The sequence below is a fragment of the Mucilaginibacter defluvii genome, assembly GCF_039543225.1.
GTDB classification, from domain to species: Bacteria; Bacteroidota; Bacteroidia; order Sphingobacteriales; family Sphingobacteriaceae; genus Mucilaginibacter; species Mucilaginibacter defluvii.
Genome location: NZ_BAABJI010000002.1, coordinates 862,762 through 880,712 on the forward strand (window position 1 = coordinate 862,762; position 17,951 = coordinate 880,712).

The following is a 17,951-nucleotide window of genomic DNA, read 5'->3' on the forward strand; positions in this document are numbered from 1 at the left end:
ATGTTACTTTTAGCTTACCAACTATGTAACTTAACATATCTATGCAAATTTTATACAAAAAATCCTTTTTACTATTTATTACAATAGCAACCGCCTGCACGGTTTACGGCCAGCAAAAAAAGGCGATGGTAATCAATAGTAAAGATTACCTGGAACTTGAGGGCGTAAACGTGATGCTTGCGCATGATTTTTATCCGGAAGGCCACCAGGGCGGCGTTGGCGTTATACAGAACGGGCAGCGTACGGCTACTAACGGCGATTTGCGTCTTGAACCTACGCCAGGGCAATGGTCGCCCATACCGAAGGTAGGCAAACGCGTGGTTGACCGCCAAAAGAACGAGGTTAGTGTACGCATGGAGTACCCTAACCCTGACATGAACCGTAAGGGCTTTAACCCGATCATCTACCCCGACCTGAATTTTGCTTACAACATACGCGTTAAGCCTGAGGGGCGCTCATTCCGCATTATTGTTGATTTGGATAAGCCCCTGCCCGATGAATGGATAGGCAAGGTTGGTTTTAACTTCGAGCTGTTTCCGGGCATTTTGTTTGGCCGTTCGTACTACATGGATCAGCAATTCGGCATATTTCCGCAGCAGCCAAACGGACAAATGTACAAAGATGCCGCCGGTGAGTTGCAAATAAAACCTATGGCGAGTGGTAAATCACTAACTATAGTACCTGAGCTTGATGCCCAGCGCATGACGATCCAAAACTTATCGGGCGGCAACCTTGAATTGCTGGATGGCCGTGGCAAGCATAATAACGGTTGGTTTGTAGTACGCTCGCTGGTGGCCAAAGGCGCATCAAAAAACGCTATTGAGTGGCTGGTAACGCCCAACGCGGTTAGCGGATGGCAGTCGGAACCAGTGATCCAGATATCACAAGTGGGCTATCATCCGGTACAATCAAAAATTGCTGTTATTGAATTAGATCAGAAGGATAAAACCCGCAAACAAGCCTCATTGCTGCGTATAGGCGAAAAAGGCGGGCTGGAACCTGTTTTAACATCGGCACCTAAAGAATGGGGTGATTTTTTACGGTACCACTACCTGCAATTCGATTTTACCAAGGTGACCAAACCGGGTATGTATATGGTAAAGTATGGTAATTATCAAAGCCGTCCGTTCGCTATTAACGCAGGTGTGTTTAAAGAAAACGTTTGGCAGCCTACGCTTGATTACTTTTTACCCGCGCAAATGTGCCACATGCGCGTTAACGAGAAGTATCGGGTTTGGCATGGCTGGTGCCATCTGGATGATGCCCGCATGGCTCCTATCGACTCAAATCACTTTGATGGTTATATTCAGGGTGGCTCAACCCTTACCAAATATAAACCCGGTGATAATGTGCCTATGCTTAACCGTGGGGCCTGGCATGACGCGGGCGATTTTGACCTTAGGGTAGAATCGCAAGCGGAAACTGTTTACGGGCTCACCCTGGCTTATGAAGAGTTTGGCGAAAAGCATGATAATACCGCCATCAATCAAACAACGTTAGTTACCGAGATACATGAACCCGATAGCAAGCCCGACCTGCTGCAGCAGATTGAGCATGGTTTATTATCCGTTACTAATGGCTACAGAACATTAGGGCGCTTTTATCGGGGTATTATTGAGCCAACCTTACAACAATATGTATTATTGGGCGATGCCGCCAACCTTACGGATAACATTCCTTACAACAGCAAACAGCCGCCGGTAAACGCTACAGGTATTAAAACCTGGGCCGATGACCGCTGGGTATTTACCGAGCAGAACCCGCCACGTGAGCTGGAAGCCGCTGCTGATTTGGCCGCTGCCAGTCGCGTTATGAAGGGTTATAATGATACCCTGGCCACGCAATCTCTGCAAATAGCCAAGGAGGTTTGGAAGAATACGGCATCAAACAACATATTGCCGCGCATACAACTGGCTGCCGAGCTGTTAATAACAACCGGCGATAAAGAATATGCTGATTACCTGGTGAGCAAAACAGACGACATTACCAAAAATATAACCAGAACAGGCTGGTACATAGGCCGTACATTAAAGCTGGTTAATAACACCCAATACAAACAGGCGGTAAATTCAGCCGTGAAAACCATGTATAGCACAATCGTAGCCGACGGTAAAAAAACACCGTATGGCGTACCATACGAACCGGATATCTGGGGCGCAGGCTGGGGTATACAGAGCTTCGGTTTCAGGCAGTATTTTTTACATGCCTCGTTCCCTGATATTATACCGACTGACTACATGCTGGATGCGTTGAACTTTGTATTAGGATGCCATCCGGGTTCAAATACCTCTTCATTCGTATCGGGCGTGGGTTCACAATCCATGACCACGGCGTATGGCTTTAACCGTGCGGATTGGTCGTACATACCGGGCGGCAGCGCATCAGGCACAGCCTTGATCCGCCCGGATTTCCCGGAATTGCTGAAATGGCCATATCTATGGCAGCAAGGTGAGTACGTATTAGGTGGAGGCACAACCGACTACCTGTTCCTGGCCCTGGCGGCAGATCATGTGTTGAATAAGAAATAATTTTATTGAATGATTTTGATGATGGTATATATATTTGATGTCACTAATAGTCAATAATGAACAATACTGACAAATCCTATTGGACCGGCAAAGATTTTGAATTTTTGATAACTGGAGACATAGAGCTTACTGCTGATATCTATGATGATATTATGACGCCTAACACTTTTATTTGCACAAAGACTATGTGTGACGGATGGCCATACTATTTAGTAGAAAGTGATTATTTTACTTACTCATGGGAGCCACCTGGTATACAAATGACCTTTAATCCTGATATAACTTATAGTAAAGCCAAATTAATTGCTGACGAAGTGATTACTAATATATTGAATAGCGGCCAGCAAGTAGAGTTAATTGAACTCCCATCCAATAGTATATATCGATTTTAATAGATAAAAGAAAAGCGGCCTGTATCACTACAAGCCGCTTTTCTTTTATCTGTTTAAAGATAATTACTTCTTCTTTAAAGCTGCTTTAATGGCTGCTTCAACAAGCGGCTCCATTACTTTGTAGCCGGCCACAGTTGGGTGTACACCATCAGTGGTGTATTCTGCTTTTAGGCCTTTTTTATCATCGGCCATCGGCGTAAAATAATCTACATAAACCATTTTGTTGGCCTCGGCAAATTCTTTCAGGCTTTTGTTGATGTAGGCGATCTTAGGCACCGGGTCCTTACCGCGGCTCCAAGGGTAATCATACACCGGCAGTATGGATGATAGTACCACCTTGATGCCATAGTGTTGCGCCAGTAACGCCATTGATTCGATATTACCAACAATAGTTTCTTCGGATGTCGGGCCTGTGTTACCCGCTATATCGTTAGTACCGGCCAGTATAACCACTACCTTTGGTTTCAGGTTGATCACATCCGGGCGAAAACGCAGCAGCATTTGCGGGGTGGTTTGGCCGCCTATACCACGGTTTATGTAAGGTTTGCCTTTAAAAAAGTCGGGGTCCCTATCGCTCCAGCCCTGGGTAATGGAGTTACCCATAAAAACCACACGATCCTCCCCCTTTGCTGGTGGCTGCACGACGGCATTCTCTTTTTCAAAACGTTTCAGGTTCGCCCAGTCGTCTTTCAAATATCTTAATTGTTTTAATTCCTTAGCCATGCGTGCCGTATCGGCAGTTTGGCCATAAGCCGAGGTAAATAGCAGCGCCGAAAATAGCGCCGGCAAAATAAAGGTTTTCTTCATGGTGTGTTTCTTCTCCAGTGTTTTGTTTTTTCAATAAATGCAATCAGTTCATCAGCTATCAGGCGGTGTTCACTCAGGTCAGGATGATCGCCGCAACCTTTATGATAGCGTTTGCTAAAGTAGTATTTATACACGTTTTTATCTCCTGCATTATTTACTTCGTTAACAATACCACGCAGGTAATTTTTTTGAACTTGCACCAGGCTGCTGTCGGCCATCGGGCTGGTTAGGCAAATAATGGTTGCTGATGGGTAGTAAGCCCGCAATCTTTTAATAAACGATACATAAGGCGGGCAAAACTTTACTGAATCAACAGGGCCATCATTTTGCCCGAGGCATACGGTCACTACATCGGGCCGGTATTTTTTAAAATCCCACCGGATGGCATTGGCGCGCAGGTTAACTTTATCAAGCACATCAGGCATGGTAACTTCCATCTGGCAGCAGCTTTTGGTTAAACCAATACCCGCTACCGCTGTTAGGTGCCACTGCGCGTTTAAAGCCCGTGCGGTTATTGGCCCGTAAGCCATGTAAGCGTTATGCTGATCGTACCATTGGCCGGTATTGCAAGGGAAAGTGCTTTCATCACTACCCGTACCGCAGGTTATGGAATTGCCTATAAATTCAATTTTACGTACCGGCAATGATGCCGGAGCAAGCAACTGTTTGCAACGTAACCCAACAAATTCCAGGTACCCAATGCCCGATTCGGTACTTTTGCAAATGGTGATCTCGTGCCGTACGTCTGTAAGGTTATTTGCAACCTTAATGGTGTTAGTTTTTTGGGTGAGTTTTATACGCTGCACAGGCAGGTTATCAACAGCTACCGAAATATAGTTATGATCCTTACCCCACATCATTTCATCATTAATTAACAGTTCGCACGAGGCACCTTTAAAGGCAGCCTTAATATAAACACCCGCCGCCCAAAAGCGTGGTAGCTGCGGATTGGTAAAATCAATACGGCCTACGTACTGAAAGCGTTTATCAGCCGGTTTGTATTCATGCAGATCATCCGAGGGCGCTTTAAATGCCCATAAGCCGGTTAACCATACAGCTCCTATTAATAAACTCAAAATCCGCATAACTGGTATCTTTATTTTGCCGGGTATATTCTGGCTGCCCAGCCGCCGCCGTTGCTCAGGTGTACTTTTATTTTATCTGATGATGACACCTTTATCACTTCACGCGTATAGTCGGTAGCATCACGGTCGGCATTAACGCCGTCCTTAAATACTTCGGCTTCATAATTCCGTTTTGGCAGGAATGACAGATCGATCTCCAGGTCGCGCGCGTCCCAGTTGGTCATGGCTCCTACGTACCATGTGTCGCCATTACGGCGGGCAATAGCCACATGCTCGCCTACCTTGCCCAATAGCGGCACGGTTTCATCAAAAACGGTTGGTACTTTGCTTATAAAGGTGGTTGATTCCTGCTCCCTGCGGTAAGCCGACGGATTATCAGCCAGCATTTGTATCGGTGCCTCAAATATCACATACATAGCCAGTTGGTGGCTGCGTGTACCCTGGCTCATCGGGTTTGAGTTGATCGGGCGGTATGATGCCTTGTTTGCATTGCGCATAGCACCCGGCGTATAATCCATCGGCCCGGCCAGCATCCTGATAAAGGGTATCGAAACATCATAGCGTGGCACATCATCATTAAGTGCCCATTTAGCATTTTCCAACCCCTTTACGCCCTCGAAGTTCAACACATTAGGATAAATGCGCTGTATACCATCGGGTTTGTACATGCCATGTAAATCAACCAGCAAATGATACTTAGCCGCAGTTTCGGCTATCTTATAAACGGATGATGTTACCTTTTGGTCATCGCGGTCAAAAAAGTCTATCTTAAAACCTTTGGCACCCATATCCGCATATTGTTTAAATACGCCATCCATGTTGGCCATTACTCCATGCCAGGTGGCCCATAGTATAATACCTACGTTTTTTTGCTTGGCGTAGGTAATGATCTCCTGCAAATCAACAGCCGGGTTGAGCTTGGTCATGTCAACCGAGTTACTCCAGCCTTCATCCAGTATCACATACTCCAGCTTATTCTCTGATGCAAAATCAACATAGTATTTATAGGTAGCGGTGTTGATGCCCGCTTTAAAATCAACATGCGATATGTTCCAGTCGTTCCACCAGTCCCAGGCTACTTTGCCGGGTTTTATCCAGGCAATATCTTTTATGCGCGACGGCCCTGCCAGTTTTTGCACCATATCATTATTAAGCAAAGTTTTATCGTCCGGCGTTACAATAACCGCCCGCCAGGGCAAAGCGGCTTTCCCTTTAACGGTTGCTATGTAGTCGGCTCTTTCGGTAACCAAGGTATTCAGCCTCCGCAGTTCTTCTTTAGCAGGGTATTTGGCGAATTCGGCTTTTAGGGCATTTTGTTCATCCTTGTTTTTAACCACATACATGCCCGGATAATCCTCCAATCCTGCTTCCAAAACGGCAGCCTTGGCACCATTACCCAAATCAACCAGCATAGGTAAAAAAGCCAGTGAGTCTGCCATTACTTTTGATAAAGGCACCTCGTTATACAGGGCCTCAAAGGAGGTTTGATAATAGTCGCCTTTTAAGCGGGGATCGTGCGCGTAAGGGATGAATATGTTGTAATCATTCGTAAATTTAAAATTGACATCCTCGGCCATCACCTTTACGGGCTGGGTTTTATTGAGCACGAAGCGATATGCCATACCATCATTATATGCCCGGACTATAAAACTGTAACCACCTTTACAATTAAGGGTAAGCTGCCGGTAATTTTCGATGATAAACTTCTTTTTGTAATTGTAGGCTTCAAATTTTGAGTTTACGGTTAACGTTTTGTCTGAGTTTACCTTCACATCGCTACCTAATACTTCACCGCCCTCAAGCCTGATGGCTGCTACCGAAGGCTGGATAATCTCGCTGCCGTTATAGCTTAGCGACCAACTGATTTGCTTACCAGCATTCAAGGTAACTTTAACCTTATTATCCGGAGAAATAACGGTGTAGCTTTTTTGCTGCGCTATGAGTTGCTGGCAACTCAGCATGGCAAGCATGGCGAGGCTAAACTTGGAGATGTTCTTCATTATAAAAAATTACGATATAACTGTTTGGTTTATATTTTTAACTCCGGCAAGATAGCATAACAGGAAGCTGTACTTTGTGCCAATTTTAGCCGATATCACGTATAAGTTAGCCGTTTAAAAGCTGAGACGGGGTAAGCATCTGTTCAGATCTAACTATCCGCCGGTGTATCTCTATACAGGTACGGCTGTTATGGTACGGGCATTTCCAGATGCCTACCTTATCCTCGTGGGCCATCAGGCTACCATCGGCATGTACACCCCACACCCACTCACCATTTTTACTATCAATAATATGCTGCTGTACAAATTGCCAAAGTCTGATCGATATGGCCGCGTACTTCCATTCGCCGGTAAGTTGCCAGGCGTTCAAATAACCAACCATAGCTTCTGCCTGTACCCACCAATGTTTTTCGCGCACCAAACCGCCATGCGCAGGATCATATTCGTACCACAAACCACCATCGGCAGTGTCAATTCCTTCAAGAGCGGAATCAGCCATTTTAACGGCATAATCCTGAAATCTAGTTATCAGTTGTTCTTCACCAATAATTTCAGCGGCCTCCAGCAGTAACCAGGCTGCCTCGATATCGTGCCCATAGGAGACAATGGACGACCGCCTGTTCCATTTCTCGTCAAAAAACAATTGCAGATGAAAGGTATCCGAATCAATAATAAGATCGCTAAAATTTTTAAGCAAGCCGATGATCTGTCGCTTTAAACCGTCGTCAGGCCAAATAGTATACAGGTTGGCATACGCCTCAAGTACGTGCAAGTGCGTATTCATTGATTTTTTCTCGTTGGCATCTTTCGCGCTTAATCGCAAATCATCAATGGGTTCCCATTCGCGCGTAAAAGCCTCAAAATACCCTGTGTATTGGATATCGTAGCTTTTATCAACCAATAAATTATATAAGCTTATGGCTTGCTGCTTTATTTCATTCTTATTAACGGCTTTGTAATATTCGGCTAAGGCATAAATAACAAAAGCATTGGCATACACCTGTTTCCTGGTATCAACCGGCTCACCTGAATAAGTAACTGACCAATAAATACCGCCATATTCTCTATCTGTAAGATATTGGCTAATGTATTGATACGCGCGTTCTGCATATATTAAATACACACTATCAGCCTCAAAATTATAAGCAGCTGAAAACGCCCATAATATACGGGCATTTAATACGGCGCCCTTTTCAGCACCACCATAGCGAATATTAGCATGATCTATTTTTCCGATAAATCCATCGTTTACTTCATCAACGGTATAAGCACGCCAATAGTTGAGAATATTTTTTAACTCTGACTTTAATTCTGAGCCATATTCATGCATGTAATTTATATTTTCCAAAAGGCCTACTTGGTTGATGATTTTATTAAACTATTGAGAAATTTTACGCTACGCCTGATTGATGTATAAACTTATCAACAGCGTGCTTCAAAACTAAGTCGAATGGTAAATTACCAATAATACTATTTTATCAATCTGTTATATAAAATGGTCATGCTTTGCAGCAAATGCATTTTCTATTTAAATTCACTCCGTTGTTTTACCAATTAAAAATGAGCAGTTTATGCGCATTTGGAAAACTTTGTTAAATTTTTAATAAGTTATTGTTTTGTAATAAACTTATTACTTAACTTACACAAAAATTAAAAAGCTAACCCTAATTAAGCTTTATGAGAACCTTTTTTAAACCTCTTGCAATTATTATTGCGGGCGCTGCTTTAATGGCATCAACCGCTCGAGCCCAAACCGAAACAGATGCCCTGATGATGGGTAAAAAGAATTTATGCATTGCCGCCGGATACGCCTATAATTCGTGGGGCAAATACTGGGAAGGTAACCTGAAGCGCGACAACGCGAACATCGGCACTTTTTCATCTTCCAGTATTATGGCGATGCTGAATTACGGCATAAGCGATGATCTTAACATCATGGTTTCCCTGCCTTACGTATCAACCAAAACTTCAGCGGGCACATTGAGCGGACTGAACGGCTTCCAGGATCTGAGCTTTTATGTAAAATACAGGCCCGTTCGCAAAACATTTGGCAGCCAAAAGCTATCGGTATTTGCGGTAGGTGGTTACAGCGCACCCAGCCATAATTACAATGTAGACCTGATGCCGGTGTCAATCGGTATGGGCAGTAACGTTACAACCGGCCGGTTGATCGTTGACTATCAACTCAGCAAATTCTTCGCGACCGCGTCGGGCTCATATTTATACCGCAGCAATGTGCAGATTGACCGTACGGCCTACTATACCACACGTCAGATCAACTCCAATCAGGTACAAATGCCCAACGCCGGCGTATACCAGTTCAGAACAGGTTACCGTACGCCTTTTATTATAGCAGAAGCCTATGTAGACCATATGCGTACCTATGGTGGTTTTGACATACGCCGGAATGATATGCCATTTGTGAGCAACACCATGAACAACACCAACGTAGGCTTTGAGGGCAAATACTATCTGCCTAAGCTGCGCGCGCTGGGTATACATGCCGCCGCATGGAGAACTTTGGAAGGCCGTAACGTTGGCCAGGCAACCGGCTTTATAGCTGGTGTGCTTTACACTTTAAACACGGCTAAACTGTAATTAATAAATTACCTGATTTTATGAAGAAACTATTTACTTACGCATCCTCTATCCTGTTAGCCGCGTCCATCACTGCCTGTAACAAGGATATTAAAGAATATAATGACGATTTTCCGGCACTTACGCCAGCCAAGCTTGATGAAGCAGCCGGCAACTGGAAACCATTGGTAATTACCTCTGCCGATGAATTTAACATTCCGGCACCTGAAGCGGCTACATCAGCCGCTTACAAGGCTGAGGTTAACGACCTAAAATCGCTAACAGCTAATCTTACAGCCGAACAGCGCGCTATTGTTAATTACTGGAAAGTAGGCAGCGTGTTACGCTGGAACGAAATCATGCGCGAGCTGGTAGCCAAGCATAACCTGCCGCCCTACCAAAATCCGGATGGAACCTACCCTATCCCGAGCGCGGCTAATCCGTTCTCATATCCACAATTTCCGTTCTCAAACCCGCCGTATGCCGCCCGTGCTTATGCCTATGTAAGTGCTGCGCAATATGATGCCCTGATTGCAGCCTGGCATTTTAAATACGAGTATAATCGCCAGGCTCCATACAAAGCTGACGGCGGCATTTCAGTTTCGATACCAAAAAGTGACCTACCATCTTATCCCTCAGAAGATGCGGTTATCGCAGGCGCGTCTTTTGAGATCATGAAGCTGCTTTTCCCGGCTGATATTGATTACATTAAACAAAAGGCTGATGAGGAAAAGCAATACCGTATGCTGGCGGGCGCTAACGTAGCGAGCGACATAATAGCCGGCGATTCGTTAGGCCGTTGGGTAGCCCGCAAAATTGTAGCCCGCGCAAAAACCGATGGCATGGGTGCAGCAGTTGGCAACCCCACTGTTTGGAAAAAACTGGAAGATGATTGTATGGCGAAGGGTGAAACACCATGGTATTCGCTTGAAATACCTAAAAGGCCGCCTATGCTACCGGTGTTCGGTAATGTAAAACCAATGATGTTTACTGTTAACGATGTGCCTAACTTACGCCCCGCTGCTCCGCCTGCAACCAATTCTGAAGAGATGAAGAAAGAGGTTGCCGAGGTATTGGAAATCACAAAAAATGCAAGCCGCGAGCACATGCGCATTGTTAACGACTGGGCTGATGGCGTAGGCACTTACACCCCTCCCGGTCATTGGAACGCCATTGCCACTACAGAATTTGTTAAGCACCAGTACAGCGAAGTACGCTGGGCACGTAACTACGCATTACTAAACGCATCAATGATGGACGCGGCCATTGTGTGCTGGAACACCAAATACTATTATTTTAATGCCCGCCCCTGCCAGTTAGACGCGCGCATTAAAACATTTACCGGTGTACCTAATTTCCCGGCATATATATCGGGGCACTCCACATTTAGCGGGGCCGCGGCCACTATACTGGCTTACCTGGTGCCGTCAAAAGCCAAGAATTTTGAGGATATGGCTAACGAGGCATCCATGTCGCGCATGTATGGTGGTATTCACTACCGCTCTGATTGCTCGCAAGGCTTAATAACCGGCCAAAAGGTAGGCAACTATGCGGTTGAGCGGGCTAAGATTGACGGAGCGAATTAGACAATTGCAATCCACATTAATAATACAAAAAGCCATTAAAGAAGAAAAGCACCAGTTAGAACCGGTGCTTTTCTTTTTATATCAGCATTTAATTTGCTATAGCATCGCGCATCGCTTTTACCTCGTCATGGGCCTTTTGCAATATAGCGTTGTGCTTAGTTAGCATTTCGCGTATGTAAGCAGGAATGTATTCTTCAGCAAGCGCGGAATTGTACGCCTTTAAAATGGCATCCTCGCCAAACTCACATTCTTCTAAAATACTATGGGTATTGTGGCCTGTAAATTTCGCTTTCAAGTCGAGCCAGGTACGGTGCAGCGTGCCAGATACAGAAGTAGTGTTCTCCACATCCTTAGGATTGCTTAACGCCTGCACTTCTGTTGCCAGTTCCATTTTAAATTCGTGGCTTTGGCCAATGCAGTTGGTAAACAGATAACGAATATCGGCATCCTGTTCCTTCAAATCCTTCAACGCTTTTTCAAAACCGCTTATCCGGTCGTTGTTGATCTGAACCAGATCATTCAGAATTTCAACTGTTGCTTTTGTGTTTTCCATGATGATGATGTTTTTAAACAGCCACCTCATCCGCTTATCTTCCTGATTATCCAGATAATGATGGCCACTACCAGTATAACAATTATAATACCAACGTAAACGCCGGCCTTAAATATGTCGCCAATTACCTGGCAACTGCTTATGCTCATTATAGCCAGCATAAAAGCCAGCATACTAAATTTTCTCATGGTATATGTTTATTACAGTTACGATTTTATTTAACTGTTAACATAAGCTTAGCCCGCTATGTTTTTGCCCGGCAGCATTATTTATTGAGCGATATGTTTATTTTAGCCACCAATGAACGGATCAGAAACTTTTTTGAAGATTGATAACATAAGCGTAAGAGGATATAGCAAGTTAGTATTCGAGCATCTTTCCCTAAATATACAAAAGGGCGAAAGCTGGGCGTTTGTAGGCGAGAGCGGTTCGGGCAAAAGCGCGCTGCTGCAAACCATTGCCGGTAAGCTAAATATAACCAATGGCAATATCACTTACGGTTTTTGGCAGGAGTATATACGGTCACATCCGGATCAGGATCATATCACCTTCCATCAGCTGATTACCTTGCTTGAGTCAAAGCATCATTTCAAAAACCTGTCTAATACCACCGATTTTTATTATCAGCAGCGTTTCAATTCGTCCGACTCGGACGACGCACCTACCGTTAGTGAATATTTGCAAGGCATACAGCCTTTAAAAGGCCCAGAACGCTGGACCTTTGACGAGGCTATTGACCAGCTCAAACTGCAACCGCTGCTGCATAAAAAACTGATCATGCTCTCAAACGGCGAAACCAAGCGGTTACGTATAGCATCAGCTTTAATAAAAAGCCCCGCGCTAATGCTGCTTGATAACCCGCTGGCTGGGCTCGACGTAAATACAAGGCAGGAGTTCAATAACATCATCAGTAAGATCACCCAAACAGGTACCGCGGTAATTATTACTGCTGCGCCGAACGAAATACCGCCGGCTATAACGCATGTGGCTGTACTTAAAGATGGTGCTATTGTTGAAACCAGTCTCCGCGAGAATTTTGACGCCGGCAAATATAAATTCGACACATCAAGGGCTATAGATGGTAATGCTATAGCTGAACTCACTAAACAAACTTACGCTTCGCCATTTGAATACATTGTGAATATGCGAAATGTAAATATTCGATATGGAGAGAACCAGGTGTTGAAAGATGTAAACTGGCAAATAAAGCCCGGTGAACACTGGGCTTTGTTAGGGCCGAACGGCGCCGGTAAATCAACGCTGTTAAGTTTGATCAATGGCGATAACCCACAGGCGTATGCTAATGACATAATGTTGTTTGACAAAAAGCGCGGCAGCGGCGAAAGCATTTGGGATATTAAAAAGAAGATCGGTTATGTATCGCCGGAGTTCTACCAGTATTTTCCGGCCGATAACAGTTGCTTGCAGGTTATCGAATCCGGATTTTACGATACATTGGGGTTGTTCCGACAGTCAACATCGGCATACCAGCAAAAAGCCCTGCAATGGATGCAGGTTTTGGAGATAGATAAATACGCCCGCAACGCACTAAAAAACATACCGGCATCGGCACAAAGGCTTTGCCTGCTGGCACGTGCATTAGTTAAAAACCCGCCGTTGCTGATATTTGATGAACCCTGCCAGGGACTCGATACCCATCAGCAGGAACACTTTAAACATGTAATTGAGCAAATTTGCCAAAATACCCCGGTTACGCTGATATACGTAACCCACTATCAGCACGAAATACCGGATAGTGTTGATAAAGTCTTACGGCTATTAGTAGGTGAAGTGGTTAGCTAAAATGCATAATTTGTCGTAGTGCTTGGACAAACATATTAAGGAATATACATATCCATAACGCACATAATGCGAATACCAGCGGCATTTTAATACCATATCCCGAGAGATCATCGGGTACGTTTAATATGCTTTGTATTGATGATGATTGAGTATCTGATTTTACAAACACATGATCACTACCTACACAATCAAACAATAAAGGTTTAACTCTGAGTGAATCATAAACTTGTTTACTGTTATTGTTATTAATATATGCAAATAATTCATCGTTTTTAATTACATAGCTAAGGTGGTCTTTTTCGGTACGATTACATATATCTATCGCATCTACCATATTCTTATAGCTGGTGCTCTTACTAAACTGTATCTTTACACCATTAAGGGTGTCATTACTTGTTGACAACTTTGTTACCATAGCTTCAAATCTTTCAATAGCTAAATCGTTTTATACTGTTGTGCCATCCAGGGTTATCGCGTTAAATTTCCTATTGGGTATTATTAGCGGTTGAATATAGCGCGTGGAGATCACATCATCCTCTTCCACATCATAGGACCAATTAACCGATGTTAGATAATATTTAACAGAAAAAGCATTATGGTAAATGTAGATTGCGCAGATCATTGGCAGAATAAGCAGACTGATTATTCCCGGATGATAGAATTTTACAGATTTAGGTTTACGGCTCATAATCTTACTATATAACAAATAAATATAAGCATCAATCTGTACATTTTGTGTCAATTATTGATCGGTAGTTTTATTTGGCATGTAATACATGTATTTTTGCCTATATGAATACAGCCGATCTGTTACAGCGCGCCCTGAGGTTTGATTTTTTGAGTTTGGAGGAAGGCGTTTACTTATACCACAATGCCCCTACTACCGAGCTGATGCATGTTGCCAATCAACTACGAAAAATACAGGTGCCGCATGGTAAAGTAACCTGGCAGATTGACCGTAACGTAAACACAACCAACGTTTGTATTGCCAACTGTAAATTCTGTAATTTCTTCCGTCGCCCCGGGCACGAGGATAGTTACATAACCGATATTGAAACGTATAAACGTAAAATAGAGGAAACTTTTAAATATGGCGGCGATCAGTTACTGTTACAGGGCGGCCACCATCCTGATCTCGGCCTGGAATTCTACACTACGTTATTCCGCCAGTTAAAGGAGCTTTATCCTGCGCTTAAGTTACATTCGCTTGGCCCGCCGGAGATTGCCCATGTATCAAAACTTGAAGGCATGAGCCATTACGACGTTTTGAAAGCGATGCAGGAAGCCGGTTTAGATTCGCTGCCCGGAGCCGGTGCCGAAATATTGAATGACCGCGTACGCCGGTTGATCTCCAAAGGCAAATGCGGCGGTAAAGAGTGGCTGGATGTTATGCGCGCAGCTCATAAGCTAAACCTGCCCACATCAGCCACTATGATGTTTGGCCATGTGGAAACCATCGAGGAGCGTTTTGAACACCTGGTTTGGATACGCGAAGTGCAGGCTGAAAAACCGGAAGGCCATTACGGCTTCACTGCCTTTATTCCCTGGCCGTTTCAGGACGACGGTACCCTGCTGCGCAAGGTTCGTGGCATAACCAACAATGTAAGCGGCGACGAATATATCCGCATGATAGCGTTGAGCCGCATTATGCTGCCAAATGTTAAAAACATACAGGCTTCGTGGCTTACGGTAGGTAAACAGGTAGCGCAATTATGCTTACACGCCGGCGCTAATGATTTTGGTTCGATCATGATCGAAGAAAACGTAGTATCAGCCGCCGGAGCACCGCACCGCTTTACGGCCAAAGGCATCCAGCAATCCATTATTGAAGCCGGTTTTGAACCACAGCTGCGTAACCAAAAATATGAGTGGCGAGAAATGCCCGCTCAAATTGAGGAGCAGGTAATTAATTACTAAAGTTATTACTTAATATAAAAGCAAAACGGGCCTGCATTAAGCGGCCCGTTTTGCTTTATTTAAGTTTGGTATTAACTTTATTTAGGCTTAATAAACGAGCCTACCAGCAATGCCAAGGTGGCATCCTTAGTAAGCGGCTCATCAAACGCGGCGGTAACCGATGCCTTGCTGGCGCTGGTACCTGTTGCCGGTAATTTAGTAAGGTCAACACCTGCCTGGCTTACATTATCTTCACCTGCGTAATTTCCGTTAACTGCGGCAATACCGGTATCGTTACCTGTTGTAGTGCTTACAATCCACGGCTTAAGGCCAAGGTTAAGTTTTTTGTTAAGCACATAACGCGCTATAGCCGCGTGGCGTGCTTCAACCGCGTGGATAGATACAGCCGCAGTTAAAATATCAGGCACACTTTGCAGGGCGGTAACCTGGCCTTTGTACGCACGTACGCCGGTATCTTCAAACGCTACGGATACTTTAAGGAATGTATCGTAATTAGTTAATACATCAGCAAAAGTACCGTTTGCTGTCAGGTCAAAAGTAAACGCGCTTTTTGGCGTTGCTGCTGAACCCAATGCGGTTTGTAAGAATTTTACGTGATTATTCTCGTCACGGGATATTTTATCAAAATAGGCTGATTTATCGGCAGACGGAATCAGGCTGGCCTGTGCCCTGCCCTGGTTGTAAAACTCCGCTTCCAGATACTCAAGCGTTAGGGCGTAGTTTAACACTCCTACCACAGCAGTTGGCAGTGCTTGTCCGTATGCTTTTTTAAGTAAAGTACCGAATGCGAATGGCAGGGCAGCAACAGCTACCTTTGAGCCGAAACTCGCCATGTTTCTGATGGCGCTACGGCGCGGATTGATACGATCGCCCAACTCCGGGTCAATCTTCTCTATATCTTCAATAATGTTAAATAAGTTCATGGTAGCTGTTGTTAAAAGTTAAAGCTTTTTGCACTGATCTTGGTTTTCAGGTAGAGGTTAGCCGCAGCAACCACCTTTGTTGGGCCTAAAGTGATGTTAAGGCCATCACCATCAACCTGATCGCTGTCAACAAAACTACCCTGCGAACGAAGGTTACTGATCACTGCCGCATGACGCGCCTCAACCGATACGATTTTGCCCGCAATAACCAGGTAATCCGGATTTTGTATTTTAGATGCAACACCGTCATACGCTGCAACGCCTAAATCTTCAAAAGTTTTTGCCGCGTTTAATACGGCGGTACGGCTGCCAAAATCAATTTTGCTGAAGTCAGGAGTCAACCCTTTAATAGCACCTGAGCCCAGTGCCGCTTTAAAAAACTCGCGGTGAGATACCTCATGGTCGCGAATATCTGTAAATAATGCTCTCTCATCTGAGTTAAAATCGGATGCGAATGAGTTTACTACCTGGATGTAAAATGCAGCTTCGAGCTGCTCAAGTGCGTAGGCATAATTTAATATACCTGTATCACCTGATCCTACGTCAACAGTGCTGCTTCCGCCACCGCTGCCATCTTCCTCGTAGGCACTATTGTCTTTAGAGCAGCTTTGCATAGCCAGAATACCGGCAACAGCAGTACTTGCTCCAGCATAACGCAAAAAGGCCCGCCTTGCCATATTCGCGTTATAAGGATTTTGTGTTTCTGTTTTCATAATACTGATTGTAAAATATTTGGTTTATAATTGTACATACCCATTTTTAGTGTTAACAGTTTTGTTTCAGGCTCAACATAACAACAACTGAAAGGAGTAACACCCTTTTTTCAAGATGAATAACATTGAACTTTATATAGAAGCGCTGATATTTTCATCAGAACAAAGCCTGCGGCTTGAGGAGATAATTTACTGCTTGCAGAGTGCTTTTGAACAGGACTTTGACGACCAGAAGGTGTTAACCTGCATTGATAGCATCCAAAAAAAATATCATCAGGATGATTTCGCCATCGAACTGGTAAAACTTAATAATGGCTACCAGTTTTTAACAAAAAAGCAATTCCACAAGGTTGTAGGGTTATTACAGGCTCAGCGGGCTAAGAAAAAATTAAGCCAGGCAGCTATGGAAACTCTTGCAATTATTGCCTATAAACAGCCTGTAACAAAAACCGAAGTGGAACAAATCCGTGGGGTAAACTGCGACTATTCCATACAAAAGCTGCTCGAGAAGGAATTGATAACCATTGTAGGAAAATCCGAAGCCATAGGCAGGCCTATATTATACGGTACCAGCCCGCTTTTTATGGATTATTTCGGCATCAACTCGGCCGATGAATTACCTCAGATTAAAGAACTTACCAGCGAGGCTACAGCCATCGGTGAAGCCACCGAATAATTTTTCGCTTTTTTTTATAAGAAAATGGATTTTAATTATTTTTACTGAACGCAATTTAACCCTGATTAAATAGCCGACAGCTAATAACTAATTTGAATTAATATTACCGATTGTTTGTATGGGAACGCCAAAGAAACCAGTGAATAAAAAGCCTGCCGGTGCAAAAAGCAACGGCGCTAAAAAATCAAGCGGACTGGCTGATAGTAACAAGCCGCAAAAAAGGTTTATTGACGACGATGATGATGACGAGTTTGATGCCCCACTGGACGAACTTGATTATGACTCGTTAGGCAACAGTTATGATGACGACGATGACGATTACAAATACTAACATCCCGAAGCATTCAACACAAAGTGAATGCTTTTTTGTTTTTAAAAACCGTACCTTACG

At 44.1% G+C, this 17,951-nt stretch carries 17 protein-coding genes; 8 read left to right on the forward strand and 9 right to left on the reverse strand.

From position 1 onward, the window contains the following. Positions 1 to 41: 41 nt before the first annotated feature. Together ABD960_RS10030 and ABD960_RS10035 are read left to right on the forward strand one after the other, a co-directional pair. On the forward strand, positions 42 to 2,528 hold the full coding sequence (locus ABD960_RS10030) for a glycoside hydrolase family 9 protein (protein ID WP_345331015.1): 2,487 nt from the start codon (positions 42 to 44) through the stop codon (positions 2,526 to 2,528). Positions 2,529 to 2,584: 56 nt separating this feature from the next. Continuing rightward, positions 2,585 to 2,920: a hypothetical protein gene (locus ABD960_RS10035; protein ID WP_345331016.1), complete on the forward strand. Its 336-nt coding sequence runs from the start codon at positions 2,585 to 2,587 to the stop codon at positions 2,918 to 2,920. Between the two features lie 63 nt (positions 2,921 to 2,983). Here the strand turns inward: ABD960_RS10035 and ABD960_RS10040 are convergent, their stop codons facing one another. From ABD960_RS10040 to ABD960_RS10055, 4 genes are all read right to left on the reverse strand, one after another. Then, entirely contained in the window at positions 2,984 to 3,727 is a 744-nt protein-coding gene (locus tag ABD960_RS10040) for an SGNH/GDSL hydrolase family protein (RefSeq protein WP_345331017.1), read from the reverse strand. Then, a complete protein-coding gene (locus tag ABD960_RS10045; protein WP_345331018.1) occupies positions 3,724 to 4,812 on the reverse strand; it encodes an SGNH/GDSL hydrolase family protein in 1,089 nt (362 codons plus the stop codon). Before ABD960_RS10045 ends, ABD960_RS10040 begins: the two co-directional genes overlap by 4 nt. A gap of 11 nt (positions 4,813 to 4,823) precedes the next feature. Then, entirely contained in the window at positions 4,824 to 6,812 is a 1,989-nt protein-coding gene (locus ABD960_RS10050) for a retaining alpha-galactosidase (RefSeq protein ID WP_345331019.1), read from the reverse strand. A gap of 106 nt (positions 6,813 to 6,918) precedes the next feature. Next, positions 6,919 to 8,160, reverse strand: coding sequence for an AGE family epimerase/isomerase (locus ABD960_RS10055; protein WP_345331020.1), 1,242 nt, complete (start codon positions 8,158 to 8,160; stop codon positions 6,919 to 6,921). 329 nt (positions 8,161 to 8,489) lie between these two features. Here ABD960_RS10055 and ABD960_RS10060 point away from each other — a divergent pair, with 329 nt between their 5' ends. Next, positions 8,490 to 9,410: a hypothetical protein gene (locus ABD960_RS10060; RefSeq protein ID WP_345331021.1), complete on the forward strand. Its 921-nt coding sequence runs from the start codon at positions 8,490 to 8,492 to the stop codon at positions 9,408 to 9,410. A gap of 20 nt (positions 9,411 to 9,430) precedes the next feature. After that, positions 9,431 to 10,975, forward strand: a complete 1,545-nt coding sequence (locus ABD960_RS10065; RefSeq protein ID WP_345331022.1) for a vanadium-dependent haloperoxidase — start codon at positions 9,431 to 9,433, stop codon at positions 10,973 to 10,975. Positions 10,976 to 11,063: 88 nt separating this feature from the next. On the opposite strand, the gene ABD960_RS10070 is transcribed toward ABD960_RS10065, so the two are convergent. Beyond that, positions 11,064 to 11,528: a PA2169 family four-helix-bundle protein gene (locus ABD960_RS10070; RefSeq protein WP_345331023.1), complete on the reverse strand. Its 465-nt coding sequence runs from the start codon at positions 11,526 to 11,528 to the stop codon at positions 11,064 to 11,066. A 26-nt stretch (positions 11,529 to 11,554) separates the two neighbouring features. Beyond that, positions 11,555 to 11,716 (reverse strand): hypothetical protein, encoded by a 162-nt coding sequence (locus tag ABD960_RS10075; protein WP_345331024.1) that lies wholly within the window; start codon positions 11,714 to 11,716, stop codon positions 11,555 to 11,557. Positions 11,717 to 11,828: 112 nt separating this feature from the next. Between ABD960_RS10075 and ABD960_RS10080 the strand changes: the two genes are divergently transcribed. Next, positions 11,829 to 13,331, forward strand: a complete 1,503-nt coding sequence (locus tag ABD960_RS10080) for an ATP-binding cassette domain-containing protein (RefSeq protein WP_345331025.1) — start codon at positions 11,829 to 11,831, stop codon at positions 13,329 to 13,331. On the opposite strand, the gene ABD960_RS10085 is transcribed toward ABD960_RS10080, so the two are convergent. Beyond that, positions 13,324 to 13,746: a hypothetical protein gene (locus tag ABD960_RS10085; protein ID WP_345331026.1), complete on the reverse strand. Its 423-nt coding sequence runs from the start codon at positions 13,744 to 13,746 to the stop codon at positions 13,324 to 13,326. The genes ABD960_RS10080 and ABD960_RS10085 overlap by 8 nt on opposite strands. A 377-nt stretch (positions 13,747 to 14,123) precedes the next feature. On the opposite strand from ABD960_RS10085, the gene mqnC reads away from it, so the two are divergent. Continuing rightward, entirely contained in the window at positions 14,124 to 15,248 is a 1,125-nt protein-coding gene (gene mqnC / locus ABD960_RS10090) for a cyclic dehypoxanthinyl futalosine synthase (RefSeq protein WP_345331027.1), read from the forward strand. A 77-nt stretch (positions 15,249 to 15,325) separates the two neighbouring features. Here mqnC and ABD960_RS10095 read toward each other — a convergent pair whose 3' ends face one another. Further along, on the reverse strand, positions 15,326 to 16,171 hold the full coding sequence (locus ABD960_RS10095) for a ferritin-like domain-containing protein (protein ID WP_345331028.1): 846 nt from the start codon (positions 16,169 to 16,171) through the stop codon (positions 15,326 to 15,328). 11 nt (positions 16,172 to 16,182) lie between these two features. Further along, a complete protein-coding gene (locus tag ABD960_RS10100; protein ID WP_345331029.1) occupies positions 16,183 to 16,884 on the reverse strand; it encodes a ferritin-like domain-containing protein in 702 nt (233 codons plus the stop codon). 115 nt (positions 16,885 to 16,999) lie between these two features. Here ABD960_RS10100 and scpB point away from each other — a divergent pair, with 115 nt between their 5' ends. Further along, complete coding sequence (gene scpB, locus ABD960_RS10105; protein ID WP_345331030.1) at positions 17,000 to 17,560, forward strand: SMC-Scp complex subunit ScpB; 561 nt, start codon at positions 17,000 to 17,002, stop codon at positions 17,558 to 17,560. Positions 17,561 to 17,678: 118 nt separating this feature from the next. Next, the gene (locus ABD960_RS10110) at positions 17,679 to 17,891 is read left to right on the forward strand and encodes a hypothetical protein (RefSeq protein WP_345331031.1); all 213 of its coding nucleotides are present in this window, start codon (positions 17,679 to 17,681) and stop codon (positions 17,889 to 17,891) included. Positions 17,892 to 17,951: the final 60 nt, after the last annotated feature.

Excerpts from the sequence above, each read along its gene's own strand:
- ABD960_RS10060 (WP_345331021.1), top strand. The coding sequence starts at position 8,490 with ATGAGAACCTTTTTTAAACCTCTTGCAATTATTATTGCGGGCGCTGCT.
- ABD960_RS10095 (WP_345331028.1), bottom strand. The coding sequence starts at position 16,171 with ATGAACTTATTTAACATTATTGAAGATATAGAGAAGATTGACCCGGAG.
- ABD960_RS10030 (WP_345331015.1), top strand. The coding sequence starts at position 42 with ATGCAAATTTTATACAAAAAATCCTTTTTACTATTTATTACAATAGCA.
- ABD960_RS10100 (WP_345331029.1), bottom strand. The coding sequence starts at position 16,884 with ATGAAAACAGAAACACAAAATCCTTATAACGCGAATATGGCAAGGCGG.
- ABD960_RS10065 (WP_345331022.1), top strand. The coding sequence starts at position 9,431 with ATGAAGAAACTATTTACTTACGCATCCTCTATCCTGTTAGCCGCGTCC.
- ABD960_RS10070 (WP_345331023.1), bottom strand. The coding sequence starts at position 11,528 with ATGGAAAACACAAAAGCAACAGTTGAAATTCTGAATGATCTGGTTCAG.
- ABD960_RS10045 (WP_345331018.1), bottom strand. The coding sequence starts at position 4,812 with ATGCGGATTTTGAGTTTATTAATAGGAGCTGTATGGTTAACCGGCTTA.
- ABD960_RS10080 (WP_345331025.1), top strand. The coding sequence starts at position 11,829 with ATGAACGGATCAGAAACTTTTTTGAAGATTGATAACATAAGCGTAAGA.
- ABD960_RS10110 (WP_345331031.1), top strand. The coding sequence starts at position 17,679 with ATGGGAACGCCAAAGAAACCAGTGAATAAAAAGCCTGCCGGTGCAAAA.
- ABD960_RS10050 (WP_345331019.1), bottom strand. The coding sequence starts at position 6,812 with ATGAAGAACATCTCCAAGTTTAGCCTCGCCATGCTTGCCATGCTGAGT.
- scpB (WP_345331030.1), top strand. The coding sequence starts at position 17,000 with ATGAATAACATTGAACTTTATATAGAAGCGCTGATATTTTCATCAGAA.
- ABD960_RS10035 (WP_345331016.1), top strand. The coding sequence starts at position 2,585 with ATGAACAATACTGACAAATCCTATTGGACCGGCAAAGATTTTGAATTT.
- mqnC (WP_345331027.1), top strand. The coding sequence starts at position 14,124 with ATGAATACAGCCGATCTGTTACAGCGCGCCCTGAGGTTTGATTTTTTG.
- ABD960_RS10085 (WP_345331026.1), bottom strand. The coding sequence starts at position 13,746 with ATGGTAACAAAGTTGTCAACAAGTAATGACACCCTTAATGGTGTAAAG.
- ABD960_RS10075 (WP_345331024.1), bottom strand. The coding sequence starts at position 11,716 with ATGAGAAAATTTAGTATGCTGGCTTTTATGCTGGCTATAATGAGCATA.
- ABD960_RS10040 (WP_345331017.1), bottom strand. The coding sequence starts at position 3,727 with ATGAAGAAAACCTTTATTTTGCCGGCGCTATTTTCGGCGCTGCTATTT.